General features: G+C 69.5%; 17 protein-coding genes. 14 read left to right on the forward strand and 3 right to left on the reverse strand.

What is annotated here, in order from left to right; all coding sequences use genetic code 11:
* Nucleotides 1-24 precede the first annotated feature (24 nt).
* The 7 genes from OR37_RS21815 (at nt 25) to spt (ending at nt 7,695) form a co-directional block, all read left to right on the forward strand.
* Entirely contained in the window at nt 25-1,347 is a 1,323-nt protein-coding gene (locus tag OR37_RS21815; RefSeq protein WP_165570604.1) for a DsbA family protein, read from the forward strand.
* A gap of 60 nt (nt 1,348-1,407) precedes the next feature.
* Nucleotides 1,408-2,040 carry an LPS export ABC transporter periplasmic protein LptC gene (lptC, locus tag OR37_RS11260; RefSeq protein WP_004619748.1) on the forward strand — a complete coding sequence of 211 codons (633 nt, stop codon included), beginning with the start codon at nt 1,408-1,410 and terminating at the stop codon, nt 2,038-2,040.
* A gap of 102 nt (nt 2,041-2,142) precedes the next feature.
* Nucleotides 2,143-3,483: a lipopolysaccharide biosynthesis protein gene (locus tag OR37_RS11265; protein ID WP_004619751.1), complete on the forward strand. Its 1,341-nt coding sequence runs from the start codon at nt 2,143-2,145 to the stop codon at nt 3,481-3,483.
* A gap of 5 nt (nt 3,484-3,488) precedes the next feature.
* A complete protein-coding gene (locus OR37_RS11270; protein ID WP_165570603.1) occupies nt 3,489-5,207 on the forward strand; it encodes a fatty acyl-AMP ligase in 1,719 nt (572 codons plus the stop codon).
* A 1-nt stretch (nt 5,208) separates the two neighbouring features.
* A complete protein-coding gene (gene cerR, locus OR37_RS11275; RefSeq protein ID WP_004619754.1) occupies nt 5,209-6,147 on the forward strand; it encodes a ceramide reductase in 939 nt (312 codons plus the stop codon).
* A 78-nt stretch (nt 6,148-6,225) separates the two neighbouring features.
* Entirely contained in the window at nt 6,226-6,477 is a 252-nt protein-coding gene (locus OR37_RS11280) for an acyl carrier protein (RefSeq protein WP_004619755.1), read from the forward strand.
* A gap of 3 nt (nt 6,478-6,480) precedes the next feature.
* Nucleotides 6,481-7,695: a serine palmitoyltransferase gene (gene spt, locus OR37_RS11285; RefSeq protein WP_004619758.1), complete on the forward strand. Its 1,215-nt coding sequence runs from the start codon at nt 6,481-6,483 to the stop codon at nt 7,693-7,695.
* A gap of 58 nt (nt 7,696-7,753) precedes the next feature.
* Here the strand turns inward: spt and OR37_RS11290 are convergent, their stop codons facing one another.
* Both OR37_RS11290 and OR37_RS11295 read right to left on the reverse strand, forming a co-directional pair.
* Nucleotides 7,754-8,629, reverse strand: coding sequence for a hypothetical protein (locus OR37_RS11290; RefSeq protein ID WP_004619759.1), 876 nt, complete (start codon nt 8,627-8,629; stop codon nt 7,754-7,756).
* Nucleotides 8,626-9,555 (reverse strand): diacylglycerol/lipid kinase family protein, encoded by a 930-nt coding sequence (locus OR37_RS11295; RefSeq protein WP_004619761.1) that lies wholly within the window; start codon nt 9,553-9,555, stop codon nt 8,626-8,628. Before OR37_RS11295 ends, OR37_RS11290 begins: the two co-directional genes overlap by 4 nt.
* A gap of 160 nt (nt 9,556-9,715) precedes the next feature.
* On the opposite strand from OR37_RS11295, the gene OR37_RS11300 reads away from it, so the two are divergent.
* Nucleotides 9,716-10,624: a metallophosphoesterase family protein gene (locus OR37_RS11300; protein ID WP_004619763.1), complete on the forward strand. Its 909-nt coding sequence runs from the start codon at nt 9,716-9,718 to the stop codon at nt 10,622-10,624.
* On the opposite strand, the gene OR37_RS11305 is transcribed toward OR37_RS11300, so the two are convergent.
* Nucleotides 10,612-11,115, reverse strand: a complete 504-nt coding sequence (locus OR37_RS11305) for a DUF2141 domain-containing protein (protein WP_035017279.1) — start codon at nt 11,113-11,115, stop codon at nt 10,612-10,614. The genes OR37_RS11300 and OR37_RS11305 overlap by 13 nt on opposite strands.
* Before the next feature lie 352 nt (nt 11,116-11,467).
* Here OR37_RS11305 and OR37_RS11315 point away from each other — a divergent pair, with 352 nt between their 5' ends.
* The 6 genes from OR37_RS11315 (at nt 11,468) to OR37_RS11340 (ending at nt 17,992) form a co-directional block, all read left to right on the forward strand.
* Nucleotides 11,468-12,670 (forward strand): LptF/LptG family permease, encoded by a 1,203-nt coding sequence (locus OR37_RS11315; RefSeq protein ID WP_035017281.1) that lies wholly within the window; start codon nt 11,468-11,470, stop codon nt 12,668-12,670.
* Nucleotides 12,667-13,731 carry an LptF/LptG family permease gene (locus OR37_RS11320; RefSeq protein WP_004619769.1) on the forward strand — a complete coding sequence of 355 codons (1,065 nt, stop codon included), beginning with the start codon at nt 12,667-12,669 and terminating at the stop codon, nt 13,729-13,731. Before OR37_RS11315 ends, OR37_RS11320 begins: the two co-directional genes overlap by 4 nt.
* On the forward strand, nt 13,731-14,885 hold the full coding sequence (bcerS, locus tag OR37_RS11325; RefSeq protein ID WP_004619771.1) for a ceramide synthase: 1,155 nt from the start codon (nt 13,731-13,733) through the stop codon (nt 14,883-14,885). Before OR37_RS11320 ends, bcerS begins: the two co-directional genes overlap by 1 nt.
* Nucleotides 14,789-15,652 carry a nucleotidyltransferase family protein gene (locus OR37_RS11330; RefSeq protein WP_081612923.1) on the forward strand — a complete coding sequence of 288 codons (864 nt, stop codon included), beginning with the start codon at nt 14,789-14,791 and terminating at the stop codon, nt 15,650-15,652. Before bcerS ends, OR37_RS11330 begins: the two co-directional genes overlap by 97 nt.
* Before the next feature lie 166 nt (nt 15,653-15,818).
* Nucleotides 15,819-17,021 (forward strand): glycosyltransferase family 4 protein, encoded by a 1,203-nt coding sequence (locus OR37_RS11335; protein ID WP_004619774.1) that lies wholly within the window; start codon nt 15,819-15,821, stop codon nt 17,019-17,021.
* Nucleotides 17,018-17,992 (forward strand): flippase-like domain-containing protein, encoded by a 975-nt coding sequence (locus OR37_RS11340; protein ID WP_004619776.1) that lies wholly within the window; start codon nt 17,018-17,020, stop codon nt 17,990-17,992. The genes OR37_RS11335 and OR37_RS11340 overlap by 4 nt, the downstream gene beginning before the upstream one ends.
* Nucleotide 17,993: the final 1 nt, after the last annotated feature.

Genomic DNA, 17,993 nt, shown 5'->3' on the forward strand with positions numbered 1-17,993 from the left:
ATCGTGTCCCTGCGCACCGTCCTCATGCGAAGCGCGACCGCCGCCCTGACCAGCCCGGCTCGCCGACGCATGGCCCGCGACCTCGCCGCCCTGCGCGCCCGTCTTCGCGGCGAGACCCCGACGATCCGCTATTTCCACCAGGCCGACGATCCCTATTCCCATCTCGCGGCCCAGGTCCTGCCCCGGCTTCGCGCGCGCTACGCCGCGCGGATCGAGATCTGTCTGGTCCCACCGCCCGAGGACTCGGCGGCGCCGGACCGGGCCAGGCTGCGCGCCTACGGCCTGAGGGACGCCCAGCGGCTGGCGCGCGCCCGGGGCCTGGACTTCCCGTCCGACGCCGCCCTGCCCGCCCCCGACACCGTCCGCCAGCTGCAAGCCGTGCTGGCCGAGGCGCTGCGCCACGATCGCTTCGACGAGGCGGCGCTCGCCGCCGGAACCGCGATGTGGGCCGGTGATCAGGAGACCCTGAACCGTCTCGCGCCCCACCTAAAGAACCAGAGCACGGCCTCGCTCGATGACCTTCTGAAGCGAGGCGAACACGAGCGCCAGCGCCTGGGCCACTATCTGGGCGGCATGTTCCATTTCGAGGGCGAATGGTTTTGGGGCGTCGATCGCCTGGGTCATCTGGAAGCCCGCCTGGCGAACCGCGGCCTCGACCGGGAGCCGGGCTGCCCCGCCATCGCCCCCGCCTTCGAGCCGCGCCTGGAGGGGCCCCGCGAAGGCCCAGCGCCGACCGTCGAGCTCTGGTTCTCGTTCCGCAGCCCCTATTCCTGGCTGGCCCTGCCGCGCGCGCGAACCCTGGCCCAGGCCTGGGGGGCGAAGCTGGAGCTGCGTCCCATCCTGCCGATGGTCATGCGCGGCCTGGCCGTGCCGCGCATCAAGACGCTCTACATCACCCTCGACTGCAAGCGAGAGGCCGAGCGTCTGGGCCTGCCGTTCGGCAAGATCGTCGATCCGGTCGGCGCGGGCGCCGCGCGAGCGCTGGCGGTGCTGCACCACGCGATCGATCTGGGCGTGGGCGAGACCTTCGCCGAACTGGGCCTGAAGGCCGCTTTCGCCGACGGCGACGCCCTCGCCGAGGACAAGGGCCTCTACGGCGTGGCCCGCGCCGCCGGTCTGACCGACGCGCAAACCGCCGCCGCCCTGGCCGACGAAAGCTGGCGCCAGCGCGCCGAGGTCAATCGCGCCGCGCTCCTCGACGCCGGCCTCTGGGGCGCGCCGAGCTTCCGGATCGCCGGCAAACCGGCCTACTGGGGTCAGGACCGTCTCTGGATGCTGGAAGACGACCTGCGCGCCGCGAAATCCTCGCCCCCGGCCGAAGCCCCTGGGGCTGACGCAAGGCCGTGATGAGCGGTTGCCGCTCAAAAGCGCTTGGGCGAATGACAACGTGGGACTATCCATTCGCCGATGCTCACCCAGACCGACAGCACCGCGGCCCTCCCGGCCTCCGCCAGCGCCGCTGAACGGGCCCGCAATCACCGGCGGACGCCCGTCCGTCGCCTGCGCCTGGGCCTGGCGCTCTTCGCGATCGCCGTGGGCGTCGCGGTCGTGGGCCAGGCGTCCTGGCGCGGCTTCGTCGCGCAGAAGACCGACACCCAGGCCACCGGCCCCGCCCTGCAGCTGGGCAAGCCCCGCTTTTCCGGCACGCTGAAGGACGGTCGAGCCTTCCTGATCACCGCCGACAGCGCCGAGCGCGACGCCAAGGACGAAAACCTGGTGCACCTGGTGTCTCCGGTCTTGATCCGGGGATACGGCTCGCCCGAAGCCAGTCAGGCGACCGCCAAGTCCGGCGCCTATCGCGAGGACGCCCATACCCTGCTGCTGTCCGACGCGGTGAGAATCACCAGCGCGGAAGGCTATGTGTTCGACGCCCCCCAGGCGCTGATCGACACGCGCACCGGCGAGGTCAGCGGACAGTCGGGCATCGCGGGCGGGGGCCCGAAGGGCAGCACGCGCGCCAACAGCTATAACGTCACCGACAAGGGCGACCGTGTCGTGCTGAAGGGCCGCGTCCACACTCGGCTGGAGCGCCAGCGCTGACGTGGCCGCCGCCAAACACGTCCGCCTCGCCGACTTTCCGTCACGCTCTCGGGTCCGATCGGGCCTGACGGCGGCCGGCTTCGCGCGCCTGGCGCCGACGGCATGACGGCCGTCGCGCCCGCCGCGCCTCGAACGCCGATCCGGCGGGTCCTGGCCAACGCCGGACAGCTGCTGAGCGGCCGCGCGGTGAACGCCGTCGTCGGCCTCGCCTATATCGCCCTGACCGCCCGTAGCCTGGGCAAGGAAACGATGGGCGTGCTGGTGATCATCAACGCCTTCGCCCAGTTCCTGGGGGACGTGGCGCATTTCGAGTCCTGGCAGACGGTGATCGCCTACGGGACCAAGCCGCTGGCCGATAAGGATCTGCCCAGATTCCAGCAGGTGCTGCGCCTGTCCCTGCTGCTGGACCTGATCAGCAGCGTCGTCGGCGTCGCCCTGGGCGTCCTGGGCGCGTGGCTGTTCTGGGAGGCGCTGCGCTGGCCGCCCGGCATGAGCGGCTATGGCGCGCTCTACGCCCTTTCGATCGGGGTCATGACCCCCGCGACGGGCGTTGGCCTGCTGCGGCTGTTCGACCGCTTCCGCTACTTGGCCGCCGAGCAGGCGGTCAGCTCGTTCGTGCGGATGATCGGCTGCGCGATCTGCGCGCTGGCCCACGCGCCGATCCAGTATTTCCTGCTGGCCTGGGCGGCGGGCGCGTTCGCCTCGTTCTTCTACATCGCCGCCGTCGCCGTTCGAGACCTCCGCGCGCGCGGCCTCCTGACCGGCTTTCGACCATGGGGACCGACAAGCCGGGGCCTGCCCGGCGTCTGGCGCTTCGCCCTGTCGACAAACTTTTCCGGCACGCTGGAGGTGGGCTTCACCCACGTGCTGACCATGGCCGTCGGCGCCATCCTGGGTCCGGTCCAGGCGGCCTATTGGCGGATCGGCAAGCAGGTGGCCGACGGCATGGCCAAGCCCGCGCGGTTGATGGTCCCGGCGCTCTACCCGGAGCTAGCCAAGCTGCGCGCCGCGGGCGGCCAGCGGGCCATGACCAGGCTCGCCATTCAGATCGCCCTGATCGGCGGCGCGGCCGCCGGCGTACTGCTTATGGTCAGCCTGCTCGCCGGCCGCTGGATCCTGGAAACCGTGATGGGCCAGGCCTTCGGCGCGGCCGCCGGCGTGATGAACTGGCAGGTCGCCGCCGCGGCCATCGGGGTCATGACGCTGCCTCTGGAGCCGATGCTGGTGTCGATGCGCGCGGCCGGCGCCGCGCTGATTGTCCGGCTGGTGGTCGTGATCGCCTATTTCGCCGCCCTGTTCCCCCTGATACGGACGTTCGGCCTGGCGGGCGCGGGCGCCGCTCTGGTTGCGTCCGCTTTGGCTCTGGGCCTGGGCATGTATTTCATGGCGCGGCTCAGGCTCGCCCGACTCGCGGCGGACGAAGGTCTCGCCGCTGCTGACTAAAGACGATGAAGGCCGAAGTGATGATAACCCCCACGGCGTCTGAACGCACCGTCCGGTTCGCCGACTTCCCGACGCTGACGCAAGCGCTCGACTTCGCCGCCTCGGGCGAAACCGGCGTCAACCTGTACTCGCTGCGCGGCGAGCTGGTCGAGGCGCTGCCTTACGCCAAGCTGCGCGAGGACGCCCTGGTCCTGGCGCGCCGGCTTCTGGCCACGGGCGCCAAGCCGGGCGACAGCGTGGCCTTGCTGGCCGAGACCGACGGCGACTTCGTCCGCGCCTTCTTCGCCTGTCAGTACGCCGGCCTGCTGCCCGCGCCGATGGCCCTGCCGACCCCGCTGGGCGGCCGTCCGGCCTATATCGAGCAGATCAAGACCCTGGCGACCTCCGCCCAGGCCAAGATCCTGATCGGCCCCGTCGGCCTGAAGGAGTGGGTCGCCGAGATCGGCGAGGGCGCCGGCCTCGCCTTCGCGGGCGTTCTCGCCGACCTGCCGGAAGATGGCGGCGCGGCCCTGCCCGCCATCACGGCCGAAGATCCTTGCTACCTGCAATTCTCGTCGGGAAGCACCCGCACGCCGACCGGGGTGTTGGTCCGTCACAAGGCGCTGATGGCCAACTGCGTGGCGATCACGCGCGATGGCCTTCAAGTCGCGCCCAGCGACCGCGCCATCTCGTGGCTGCCGCTCTATCACGACATGGGTCTGATCGGCTTCCTGCTGGCGCCCCTGTCCTGCCAGATGTCGGTCGACCTGCTGCCGACCGGGGCGTTCGTGCGCCGACCGCTGCTGTGGATCGACCTGATTTCGCGCAACAAGGCCACCACCGCCTATAGCCCGACCTTCGGCTACGAGCTGTGCGCGCGCCGGGTCCAGGGGCAGTCGCTCGAGACCTACGACCTGAGCCACTGGCGCCAGGCGGGCCTCGGCGGCGACATGATCCGGATGCCGCCGCTGAAGGCCTTCGTCGAGGCGTTCGCCCCCGCTGGCTTCTCCGACAAGGCGTTCGTCGCCAGCTACGGCATGGCCGAGGCGACCCTGGCCCTGTCGATGGCTCCGCTGGGCAAGGGGCTGCGCGCCGAAACTCTCGACGTCGAGCGCCTGGAGCGCGACGCCCTGGCCGTCGACGCGCCGGAAGGCTCCGAACGCGCCCGCGACTTCGCCCGCTGCGGCCCCGCCCTGCCCGACCACTTCCTGGAGGTGCGCGGCGAGGACGGCCAGGTCCTGCCCGAGCGCGGCGTCGGCCGGATCTTCGCCAAGGGCCCCTCGGTGATGAGCGGCTATTTCGCCAATCCGGAGGAAACCGCTCGCGTGCTCTCGGCCGACGGCTGGCTGGACACCGGCGACCTCGGCTTCAAGATCGAGGGCGAGATCGTCATCACCGGCCGCGCCAAGGACCTGATCATTCTGAACGGCCGCAACATCTGGCCGCAGGACCTGGAGTGGACGGCCGATAACGAGATCGAGACGCTTCGCAGCGGCGACGTCTGCGCCTTCTCCATCCCGGCCGAGCCCGAAGACCAGATCGTGGTGCTGGTGCAGGCGCGCGGCGGCGACGCGGAAAGCCGCGCGGCACTGGTCGAGCAGGTGACGACCCTGCTGCGCACCCGCCATGGCGTGGACGCCAAGGTCAAGCTGGTCGGCGCCCACGCCCTGCCCCAGACCTCCTCGGGCAAGCTGAGCCGTTCCAAGGCCAAGGCCGCCTATCTGGCCGGGACCTACGGCGACTAGCATGAGCATCGTCGCCGTCACCGGAGCCACCGGTTTCCTGGGGCGCCACCTGGTCCGCGCCCTGGCCGAGGCCGGCTGGACGCCCCGGATCCTGGCGCGCCGCGATCCCGTCCATCCGCTTTGGCGGGACGTCGAGTTCGAACTGGTGACCGGCGACCTGTCGACGCCGGGCGCGCTGGAGCGGCTGTGCAAGGACGCGACCGTGGTGATCCATGTGGCGGGCCTGATCAAGGCCGCCTCGCTGGAGGGGTTCAACCGAGTCAACCGCGACGGCGCCCGGGCCGCCGCCCTCGCCGCCAAGGCGGCCGGGGCCCGCTTCATCCTGGTTTCGAGCCTGGCGGCGCGCGAGCCGGGCCTGTCGCGTTACGCCGCCAGCAAGCGCGCCGGCGAGGACGCGGTGCGCGAGGTCCTGCCCGACGCCCTGATCGTTCGCCCCCCCGCGATCTATGGACCAGGTGACACGGCGACGCTGCCGCTGTTCGATCTGGCGGCCAGGAGTCCGGTCTTGCCCGTGCTCTCGCCGGCCACGCGGGTGGCGCTGATTCACGTCCAGGACGCCGCGGCCAAGCTCGTCGCTTTCTGTCGCGACCCGGTTGTCGGCGTGGTCGAGGTCTCGGATGTGCGGCGCGACGGTTACACTTGGACAGAAATTATGACTGGCGCCGCGACCGCGATAGGCGCAAAGCCCCGCTTGGTAAGAGTGCCAGACAAGGCTTTGATATTGATGGGAACCCTAGCGGATGCTTGGTCCTTGGCCTCTGGAAGCCCGACTGTTTTCGGGTCCGGCAAGGCTCGGGAGTTGCTTCACGCCGATTGGTCCCTATCTAGCGCTCCGATATCGGAGGGAGTACCCAGCGTTTTCGGGCTGGTCGACGGGTTCGCTCACACCGTCGGGTGGTACCGGGCGGAAGGCTGGTTGTCCGAAAATATCGGCGCCTAGTTCGAATATGGCGGAAAACTGACAGACTCGCCGTTACAGTTAGTGTCACGGGTGGGGCTCCCGGAGGTTTGATTTAGAATGGAAACGGTAACGGATCTCAGCTTGCGCGAGATCGGGGTGGCGGCGGCCAAGGTTCTGGGCCGGCCTGTCGAGGTGCGCGCCGAGTCGCACATCGGCCGTGACCTCGCCGTGGACTCTCTTGCCCTTATGAACATCATCATGGAGCTCGAAGACACCTTCGACATCTCCATTCCGCTTGACCGCTTGGCCTCCGTCGAGACCGCGGGCGACCTTTCCAAACTGATCAACGATCTCCGGACTAGGGCTTAACTAATGGGGCTATTCGATAAGCACCTGGCCTATCGCGATGCGTACAAGGCCATCCAGCAAGCGGGCGCCGATCCTTTCAAGGTTCGCTTCGACGCCGTGATCTCGCCGACCGAGGGCGTCGTCGAGGGTCGCCCGACGATCCTGCTCGGCACCAACAACTATCTGGGCCTGACCTTCGACGAAGAGGCGATCGCCGCTTCGGTTAAGGCCGTCCAGGAGCGCGGCACCGGCACGACCGGCTCGCGGATCGCCAACGGCAGCTTCGAGGCCCACGTGGAGCTCGAGCAGGAACTGGCCAAGTTCTATGGCCGTAAGCACGCCATGGTCTTCACGACCGGCTACCAGGCCAATCTCGGCGTGCTGTCCACCCTGGTGGGTCGCGGCGACCACCTGATCCTCGACGCCGACAGCCACGCCTCGATCTACGACGGCTCGCGGCTCGGCCACGCCGAGGTCATCCGCTTCCGCCACAACGACCCCGAGGATCTGGCCAAGCGCCTGCGCCGCCTGGGCGACGCGCCCGGCGAGCGTCTGATCGTGGTCGAAGGCGTCTATTCGATGATCGGCGACGTCGCGCCGCTGAAGGAAATCGCCGCCGTGAAGCGCGAGCTGGGCGGCTACCTGCTGGTCGACGAAGCCCACTCGATGGGCGTGCTGGGCGCCACGGGCCGAGGCCTGGCCGAAGCGGCCGGCGTGGAAGAGGACGTCGACTTCATCGTCGGCACCTTCTCCAAGAGCCTGGGCGCCATCGGCGGCTTCTGCGTCTCGGACATGGATGACTTCGACGTCATGCGCGTCGTCTGTCGCCCCTACATGTTCACCGCGTCGCTGCCGCCGGCCGTGGTCGCCTCGACCGTCACCGCCCTGCGCCGCATGGTCGAGCAGCCCGAGCTGCGCGACCGGCTGAACCGCAACGCCAAGCGCCTCTATGACGGCCTGACCGCCATGGGCTTCCATACCGGTCCCACGGCCAGCCCGGTCGTCGCCACGACCATGCCCGACCAGGAACGCGCCATCGCCATGTGGAACGCCCTGCTGCACGCGGGCGTCTATCTGAACCTGGCCCTGCCGCCCGCCACGCCGGACAGCCGTCCGCTGCTGCGCGCCAGCGTCAGCGCCGCGCATACCGACGAGCAGATCGACGCGGTCCTGAAGACCTTCGCCGAGATCGGCGCGGCTCTAGGCGTCATCGAACCCCTGAAGCGCGCGCGCGCCTAAGGGCGCTTGGTCCGTTGAAACGCAAACGCCCGGGCTCACCCCCGGGCGTTTTTGCTTGTCAACCGCGACGGCTGTTCCAGACCTTCAGCAGCACGCGCGGCGCGGCCAGGATCGGATGGCGCTCGCGCCAGGGGGTGATCTCGATCGCGACGCCGGTGTGCCGCTGGATCTTCCAGGCGGCGTAGCGGGACGCGCCCTGGAAGGTGAAGGCGGCCTTCATCAGCCGCGCCACATTCAAAGGCTTGCCCATCCGTTTGCGCGTCCGCCAGGCCTTCCGCCGGGCAGCGCGTTCGCCCTCGCTCATCGGCGCGCCCTGATCGGCGAGAGCGGCGTCCATGACGCGCTCATAGCGCGGGGGATCGAAGGCCAGGATCGACACCTCGCGACCCGACTTCTCGACGCGCAACTCGGCCTGATAGGTCTCGTGAAACAGCGCCGTCCACAGCGCGCCCGGCGCCGCGCCGACCGGTCCGAGGGCCTGGGCGAAGCCGGCGGCCGTGCGGCACGCGTCCGCGACCGCGTCGATCACCGCGTCCCGGGCGCCGTCGGCGGCCCAGACCAGGGCGCTGGGCTGGACGAAGCGCGCCCAGATGGTCGTGTCCAGCCGCGCGCCCGTGGCGGCGGCCTGGAACTGCGCCACGGTCATGGAGGCGACCTTCGCCCTCAGGGTCGCGCCGGCGTGCTGGATCTCGTGATAGCTGACGTCCGGCCACAGGATGCGCGAGAAGACGCCGCGCCAGCCTTCCGGCGGGCGCGCGGTCAGCACGTAATAGTCCAGGACGCCGGAAAGATCGCCCGTGCGCAGGATCGAGCCATAGAACAGGACCGCCCGCGCGCCGGGAAAGCGCGCCGCCAGCTCTTGCGCGAACGCGGCGATCGGCGCCGGCGTCGGCGTGGCGAGCTCCGCCGCGACGAGGTCACGCAGGCGGCTCATCCGACCAGGAACCTCAGCGAGGGCCCTAGGCCGATCGTCAGATCGCCGCCCTCGAACACCTCGCCGTCCAGCACGAAAGGCGCGCCGCCGCCGAGGCTGACCAGCGAGGGGTCCCGGCGGCGATAGCCCATGTCTTCCAGCTCCGGCTCGGCCTTGCCGCTCAGAACCAAAGGCAAGGCCTTGAGCAGCCGCCGAGGCGGCGCGTCGACGTCGAGGATCTTCAGGCCCTCGCGCGGGGCGCCGAAAGGCTTCAGGCCGAACGGCAGGCGTTTCAGCGCCGTGGCCACCACGGCGAAGCGCTCATCGCCCGGCTGGGCCTCGCCATCCAAGGCCAGCTTCGCGGGCACGCCTTCGCGCCACTCGTGCCGCGCGCCTCCGAAAACCGCCCCCGCGGCCGCGGACAGTATGGTCACGCCGACGGCCATGTTGTGGAAGAAACCGACCTTGTGGGCCTTTTGCGCCAGGCTGGTGGCCTTCACCACCGCGCCGACGCCAAAGAAGAAGCCTTGCAGACAAGGCCGACCATCGGCCCAGCTGACCCGCAGCGGCGGGCGCGACTTGACCCGGGGATCGGCCCGCCGCGCGGCGGCCAGAGCTTCCTCCAGCCCCCAGTCTTGGGGCGTGCCCAGATCGATGGCCAGCACATTGGTCTTGCCCGACGGCAGTACGGCCAGCAGCGGCAAGGTCTCGCCGAACGTATGGGGCAAGAGGCTGATCACGTCGCGAACCGTGCCATCCCCGCCGTCGATGACCAACAGATCCAGGCCGTCGCGCGCGAAATCGTCCAAGGCGCCTTTCAAGGCGTCACGCCCGCGCGGCTCGACCAGGCGCACGCCAGCGGGCGGCAACCCCGGGGGATGGGCCCGATTGCCATGGCTCCTAGGATTGCGAACGACCCCGACGCGCGTCATGGCGACAGCCAGCATAGCGCGAAACCCGCGCTCACAAGGGCTCGCGCGCTTGATGCGCGCGGCCTCGATCGCCATCCAATTTGCACTGCGCTACGCAAAGACACACAAATCCCTTGAATCTCGCGGCGATTGATAAGCAGCTTCGCGAACTTCGACCAGAACGACCCGCATAGTCTTGTCCACATACCGCATCGCTCACCTGTCCGACCCTCACCTCCCGCCGCCGCCTGGCGCTTTCGGCTGGAGAGACATTTTCACAAAGCGCCTGATCAGCCGCATCGCCTGGCGCCGTAAGCGCAAGGTTCACCGGCCCGAAATCCTGGAAGCCCTGGTCGCCGACCTCAAGGCCGCCGCTCCCGACCATGTGGTGATCAGTGGCGATCTCACCAACTTTGCTTCGTACACGGAGATCGAGGCCGCGCGCGAGTGGCTAAGCGCGCTGGGCTCGCCGGCCGATTTCACGGTCAGCCCCGGCAATCACGACGCTCTCGCTGGCCCAGGCGGCCCCGAGCGCTTCGCGGCCTGGACGCCCTGGTTAGGCGATACGGGCGAAGCCGCCTTCCCACAGGTTCGGGTAAGGGGGCCGGTCGCGCTCTTCAACCTGTGTTCGGCCAGGCCGACCGCGCCGCACCTGGCCACGGGCCGCCTGGGCGAGGATCAGCTCGCGCGCCTCGACGCGGCCTTGGCGGATCCGGCCCACGCCGACCGGTTCCGGATCGTCGTCCTGCACCATCCGCCGACCCGAGGCGCCGTTTCGCGGCGCAAGGCGTTGGACGACCAGGAAGCCCTGCGCGCGGTGCTGAGCCGGCGCGGCGTCCACCTCGTCCTGCACGGCCACGCGCACGAAGCGCTGGTCGGCTCGGTCCCTGGGCCCGGGGGAACGGCGATCCCGGTGCTGGGCGCGCCCTCGGCCTCGGCCCCCGCGAGCGGCCATTCGCCGGCGCGCTGGCACGCGATCGAGATCGAGCGCCGCCCGGGCGGCGGGTTCCAGGCCAGGATCGTGGTCCGCGGACTTCGGCCGGGCGCCGCCGGCGTCGCGGAACTGGGCCGCTATCGCCTTTCGGACGTGGATCAGCGCGGATAGCGCATCTTGATCCTGATGACGTTGTCGCCAGGCTTCACGGTGAAACGGGCCGCGTCGAACGAGGGGACCGCGAACTTGGTCACCGCGTCGTTCGAGAACCCATAGCCTTCAACCGGAACGCCCTGAGCCCCTCGATCGAAGTCCTTGTTATTGTTGGCGTCGTGATAGGCGAACACCGCGTAGACATCGGGACCCGGCAGGTTGAAGCAGGCTTGGGTCATCGGGGCCGCGGTTCGCACGCGCAGCCGCGCCACCTTGCCGCGAGGGGCCAGGAACCGGTCGGGATTCGACGGAAAGATCGTGACCACGACCTGGCCAGCGTCGGAGCGGAGCGCCCCGACCTGGACGACGAGACGCGTTCCGGTCTTGCGTCCCACGCAATCCTTGTCCGCCACGGTAATCGGCGCCGGAGCGACGCCCTCCGACCTCGCCGGCCCAACCGCCGCCCACGCCAGGATCATCGCGCCCACGAGAACGGATCGTGCTTCCATGTAAAACGCCAGGTCCCTATTGTTACGCGCGGGCGACATAGGCCCTCGGTTCCGGCTTACTCATGACCAATCCCACCGCACCGGCGTCCGGCCGTCCCCGTTTCGAGATCGCGGACACCCATGGCAAGCCGATTTTCGCTCGTCTAGCGCAACCGATGTTTGGGCGTTTGGTCTCGATGTGCCAGGAAGCCGCTCAGGCCCTCCAGAACATGAGTCTCGCCGCCTTGACGTCCATGATGGTCGATGACGACGCTCTTTGCCACGCGCTTTCGCGCCGGAGGGGCGACCATGGCCGTTTCGCCTCCCCGATCGGGAGCCCGGCATGAGCGCCGCGAGGTCTGGCGCGGCCGAGATGTCGTTCGGTCTCCGTCTTCTGGACCGCTATCTGCTGCGCCTCTTGATATGGCCGCTATTGGGCTGCCTGGGCGTCACCGTGGTCGCCCTCCTGCTTGAACGGATCTTGCGGCTCCTAGACGAGCTGTCCCAAAGCAGCGCCCGCTTCGGCTATGTGACCCAACTGGCCGCCAATCTGACGCCGCACTATCTGGGCCTGGCCTTGCCCGTGGCCTTCTTTGTGGCGCTGTTCATCGTCATCGCGCGCCTGTCCGACGGCTCGGAGATCGACGCCCTGCTGGCCAGCGGCCAGTCGCTGGAGCGGATCGCCGCGCCCTTTCTGGCGGTCGGCGTCGCGCTCAGCATCTTCAGCTTCGTCGTGTTCGGCTACCTGCAGCCCTACAGTCGCTACACGTTCCGGGCCGTGATGCACGCGGCCGTCAACGCCGGCTGGAACGGGCGCTTGGCCGGCGGCGCCTTCATCGACGACAAGGGCTCGCTGATGACCGCCGACAGCGCCGACATGAGCGGTCAACGGCTGACCCACGTGTTCATCCGCCGTCTGGACCCTCGCGGCCACGAGGAGATCATCACGGCCGCCACCGCCGACCTGAAGATGGATCCTGCGGGCAAGACCGTGACCATGGACCTGAGAAACGGCCGCCGCATCGGCATCGACGTCAACGGCGCCTACAGGAACCTGGCCTTCACCAGCCTGACGACCCAGACTCCGTTGGCGGCCGCCGCGGCCCTGCTGCGCGATCGGGGCGGCGACGAACGCGAACTGACCATGGGCGAGCTTTCCCAGCAGGCCAGGTCGGCCCATCCCGTCGTCTCCAAGGGCACGCTGATGGGAGAATATTACGGGCGCCTGGCCCGGGCGGCGTTCCTGCCCTTCCTGCCCCTGCTGGCGTTCCCGCTGGGCCTGGCGGCCAAGCGCGGCAATCGCGCGCCGAGCCTGATCATGGCGGGCCTGCTGCTTCTAGCCTTCCAGCACGCCCTGCTCTTGGGCCAGGGCCTGGCCAAATCGGGCAAGCTGGCGCCCTTCCCCGCCATCTGGATCCCGTTCGCGATCTTCGCGGGCCTGGGGGTCTGGCTCTTTGTCGGCAGCCGCACGCGTCCCGGCGACACCCCGGTCTCGCGTCTGGTCCGGCGCATCAACAATCTGGTCGCGCGCATGGTCCGCGCCCTGCCCCAGCCCAAGAAGCGGAAGGCCGCATGAAGCTGCAGCTCTATATCCTGCGGACCGTCGCCATCCAGATTTTCGCCGCGGCGCTGATCCTGATGTCCATCCTGCAGATCCTGGATCTTCTGGACGTCACGTCCGACATCCTCGATCGCGGGCTCGGCGTCGCGGGCGTGGCCTACTACGCCGCTCTGCGGCTGCCGCGCCTGTTCGAACAGGTGGCGCCGATCAGCGTGCTGGCCGGCGGCCTGTTCGCCTTCTCCGGCCTGGCCCGCGAAAGCGCCATCGTCGCCATGCGCGCCAGCGGCATCTCGGGCTATCGCATCGTCGGCATGGCCGTGCCCGCCGCCGTGGCGGTCATGTTGCTGGACGTGCTGTGCGCCCAGGTCCTGGCCCCGCGCGCCGATCCGGCCCTGGCGGACTGGTGGAAGAACACCACCCCGGTCGCCGAACGCAAAACGCCCGCTCCGCGCACCTTCCGCGCCGGCGGCGACCTCGTCACGGCGGCGCAGGCCTCGGCCGACGGCCGCGAGCTCAGCCAGATCACCATCTATCGTCGCGACGCCAAGGGTCTGCTGACCGAGAAGCTGGAGGCCCCGAGCGCCCAATACCAGCCCGGGGGCGGCTGGATGTTGCGGCAGCCCAAGACGACCCGCTTCACCGGCGAGATCGCCCAGACCTCCACGGCCGACTCGGCGCGGTGGCCCAACCGGCTGAACCCTCAGGATGTTCAGGGCCTGTTCGGCGGCGACGCCCTGCCCACCGCCGCCTCCGCCCGCCGGGCGCTTGAGAACGGCGGCTCGGATCGGCCGGAAAGCTTCTACGCCACCCACCTGCAGGCGGCCTTCGCCAACCCCTTCGTGGCCCTGGTCATGCTGCTGCTGTCCGCGCCCGTGGCCCTGGCCAATTTCCGAAGCGGTCAAGGCGCGATCCTGCTGACGGGCGGTTTGGCGGCGGGCCTGCTGTTCCTGGTGGCCAACGGCATGTTGACCGCGCTTGGCGAGTCCGGCGCCCTGTCCCCGTTCCTGGCCGTCTGGGCCGCTCCCGCGATCTTCGGCGCCCTCGCCGTCCGCACCTTCTTGGCCCTGGAGGGGTGATGCCTTTCGACTCCGCGAACGCCGACCTGACCATCGTCCCGGTCGGCACCCCCGATGAACTGAAGCGCTTCATCGCGCTGCCCGCGCGGCTGAGCGCCAAGGACCGCAACTGGATCACCCCGCTGATCATGGAGCGGACGGAGGCCCTGTCGCCCAAGACCAACCCGTTCTTCGACCACGCCGAGGTCCAGATGTTCCTGGCCACGCGGGGCGGACGGGACGTTGGGCGGATCAGCGCGCAGATCGACCAGCTGACCCCGCAGCCCATGCCGGGCCGCCTGGACGGCCACTTCGGCATGATCGCGGCCGAGGACGACCCGGCCGTGTTCCAGGCGCTGTTCCGCGCCGCCGAGGATTGGCTGCGCGCGCGAGGCCGCACCCACGCCCTGGGCCCTTTCAACCTTTCGATCAACGAAGAGGTCGGCCTGCTGGTCGAGGGCTTCGACACCCCGCCCATGGTGATGATGGGTCACGACCAACCCTATGTCGGCGGCCGCGTCGAGGAGCAGGGCTACGTCAAGGCCAAGGATGTCTTCGCCTATATCGCCGACGAGAACGGCGACATCCCGCCCATCGCCCAGCGTCGGGTCGAGCGCGGCCTGCCGAAAGGCGTGGTGCTGCGCCAGCTGGACATGAGCCGCTATGACGAGGAAGTCGAAACCCTGACCGACATCCTCAACGACGCCTGGAAGGATAACTGGGGCTTCACCCCGACCACCGAGGCCGAGACCCGCCAGCTGGCCAAGGCGCTGAAGCAGGTCATCGACAAGCGGCTGACCTGGTTCGCCGAGATCGATGGCGAACCGGCCGGCTTCCTGGTCTTCCTGCCCAACGTCAACGAGGCCATCGCCGATCTCGACGGCAAGCTGCTGCCGTTCGGCTGGGCCAAGCTTCTGTGGCGGCTCAAGGTCAAGCGCGTGAAGTCGGCGCGCATTCCGCTGATGGGCGTCAAGCGCAAGTTCGCCACCAGCCAGCGGGGCCGCATGTTGCCGTTCTGGATGATGAAGGCCGGTCGCGACGCGGCGGTGGACCTGGGTTACAACAGGTTCGAGATTTCGTGGGTGCTGGAGGACAACACCCCGATGACCCGCATCGCCGAGGCCGTGGGTGGGGTGAAGTACAAGACCTACCGCGTCTACGAGAAGGCGTTGTGAGTCAAGGCGTTGAGCGTCCGTTCAACGTCCTGATCCTGGCGGGGTCGCGCGGCGGCGAGGTTGATCCCGTCGCCGCCTACGCCGGCGTCGCCCACAAGGGCCTGATCGTGCTGGAGGGCCGCACGCTCCTGGCGCGTGTCCTGGACGCCGCGCGCGGCGCGGGCGCGGCCAGCATCGGCGTGTCGGCGAATGACGAAGCCATCCGGGCGGCCCTGGCCGGGACGGACGTCAGGCTCCTGCCGACCGCCGCCGGGCCGAGCCAGAGCGTCCAGGACGCCGCCGGCCAGCTGGGTTTTCCGCTGCTGGTGACGACCGTCGACCACGCCCTGCTTCGATCGGATTGGATTCGCCAGTTCCTGGCGGACACCCCCGACTTCGCCAACGCCGCCGTGCTGCTGGCGCCCGAGGATCGCGTCCGCGCCGCCGCGCCCGGGACCCAGCGGACCTATCTGAAGTTCCGCGACGGCCGCTATTCGGGCTGCAACCTCTTCCTGCTGCGCGACGAGAGCGCCATGGGCGTGGTCCAGCTGTGGCGAAAGGTCGAGGCGCTGCGCAAGCAGCCCTGGAAGATCGCCGCCATGCTGGGGCCTGGCTTTCTGGCGCGCTACCTGCTGGGCGTGCTGACGCTGGACCAGGCCGTGGCGCGCCTGGGCAAGCTGGCCGGCGTCCAGGCGGCGGCGGTTCGCGCTCGCGACGGTCGGACCGCCATCGACGTCGACAAGCCCGCCGATCTCGACCTCGTCCGCCAGTTGGTCGAAGAGGCCTGACGAACCGTCCCGCCTCGCGCCGGTCGCGCGCGGGATGCTATAATCTGTGGACCGTTAGCTCGGGTTAAGGTCGACCTCTTCCGGAAACTGAACCATTCCACCATATGGCCATTGTCACTTTCAGGGTTTGGGCGGGGGCCTCGAGACCAGTTCTTACGGAGGCGTCGTGCAACTCGCCGAGAGATCGATTCGTCACCCCACGGAACAACGCCCCGCCGAGGGCCTGCGCCTGGCGCTGTTTTCCGGCAATTACAACTACACGCGTGACGGCTGCAATCAGGCCTTGAACCGTTTAGCCGGCTTCATGATCGAGGCCGGAGCCCAGGTGCGCGTCTATTCTCCGACCACCCGGACGCCGGCGTTCGAGCCGATCGGAGACCTCGTCTCGGCGCCCTCGATCGGCGTGCCCGGCCGCGGGGAGTACCGTCTGGCGCTGGGCCTGACCCCGGCGCTGCGCGACGACCTCAAGCGCTTCAAGCCAACCCTGATCCACCTTTCGGCCCCCGATCTGCTGGGCGTCCAGGCCGGTCGCTGGGGCCGGCGGCGCGGCCTGCCCGTGGTGGCCAGCCTGCATACGCGTTTCGAGACCTATCTTTCCTATTACGGCCTGGACTGGCTGCGCCCCAGCGCCGAACGCTATCTGGACGGCTTCTATCGCGCCTGTGACCGCGTGCTGGCGCCCAACGCGCCGCTGGCCGAGCTGCTGGGCGAGCGCGGCATGGGCCACCGGGTCCGCGTCTGGGGACGCGGCGTCGATCGCCAGCGGTTCTCGCCGGCGGGACGAGACACCGCCTGGCGTCGGGCGATGGGCATCGGCGACAGTCAGGTCGCGGTCGCCTTCCTCGGCCGCCTCGTCATGGAAAAGGGCCTGGACGTTCTGGCCGAAACCCTGAACCTGATGCGCGACCAGCCCATCCGCCCCCTGATCATTGGCGACGGCCCGGCCCGCGAGTTTCTGCGATCGCGGCTGCCGGACGCGGTCTATACCGGCCATCTGGACGGCGAGGCCTTGGGCCGCGCGGTCTCCAGCGCCGACGTCCTGTTCAATCCCAGCCTGACCGAGGCCTTCGGCAACGCGAGCCTGGAGGGCATGGCCGCCGGCCTGGCCGTGCTTTGTCCGCGCGCGCCCTCGACCAGCGCCCTGATCACCGACGGCCAGGACGGCGTGCTGGTCGATCAGCCCAACGCCAGCGCCTACGCGGCCGCCCTGCAAGGCCTGATCGACGAGCCGATGCGTCGCCTGCGGCTGGGCCGAGCGGCCCGCAATTCCAGCGCGCGCTACGACTGGCGCGAGATCAGCGGCGCGGTGCTGGATGTCTATCGCGAGCTCGGCGCGGTTTCCGATCGACGCGCGCGCACGGCCGCATGACGATCGAGCAGGCGGGGCAAGACGTCGCCAAGCCGACGCCCTGGCGCGGCTGGCTGCTGACCATCGGGGTCGCCCTGCTGGCGGTCCTGCTGGCGACCCACGGCGTGGGCGCGGTGCGCGAGATCGTTCTTCAGGTCGGCTGGCGGGCTGTCCTGGTGGTCGCCGCGCACCTGCCCGTCACCCTGCTGGCCACGGTCGGATGGGCGGTGCTGCTGCCGCCAGGACGCCGCCCCTCCCTGAGCTTCCTGTTCCGCCTTCGCCTGATCAAGGAGGCGGTCAACGCCCTGCTTCCCGTCGCCCAGGTCGGCGGTGACGTCGTTCGCGCGAGGCTGGCGGCGCGAAATGGCCTGACGGGGGCGGAGTCCGCGGCGGCGGCCGTGGTGGATGTGCTGGCCAGCACGGTGGGCCTGGCGTTGTTCATCCTGACCAGCCTGGTCGTGGCCATGCTCGTGTTGCACGACTCGCGCCTAGCCCAGGCGGGGCTGGCCGTGATCGCCATCGTCGCCACGCTGGTCCTGCCCCTCTTCGCCGCCCATAGGGCCGGTCTCCATCGACGCCTGGGTCAGTTTTCCCGGCGTTGGACCGCCATGGCCGAACGGATCGGGGAACTGGGCGAGGCCTTCCGGGCCATCGGCCAGCAGCGCCGACAGATCGTCGCTTCCTGGGCCTGGCATCTGGCCGCCTGGGGCGCGGGAGCTCTGGAGACCTATGTCTCGATGTGGGCGCTGGGTCTGGCCCCCTCGCTGACCCAAGCCTTGATCGTGGAAGGCCTGGCCCAGGCGGCCAAGGTCGTCGGCTTCGCCATTCCCGGCGCCCTGGGCGTTCAGGAGGGCGGCTATCTGCTGCTGGGCGGCGCCTTGGGCCTCGCGCCGGACCAGGCCATGGCCCTCTCCCTGCTGCGCCGACTGCGCGAGTTGACGCTGGGCGGCGTCGGCCTGGTGCTCTGGCGGACGACCAAACCCGCCGCTTGAG

Source organism: Caulobacter vibrioides OR37 (assembly GCF_000372645.1).
In the GTDB taxonomy this organism is placed as follows: domain Bacteria; phylum Pseudomonadota; class Alphaproteobacteria; order Caulobacterales; family Caulobacteraceae; genus Caulobacter; species Caulobacter vibrioides_E.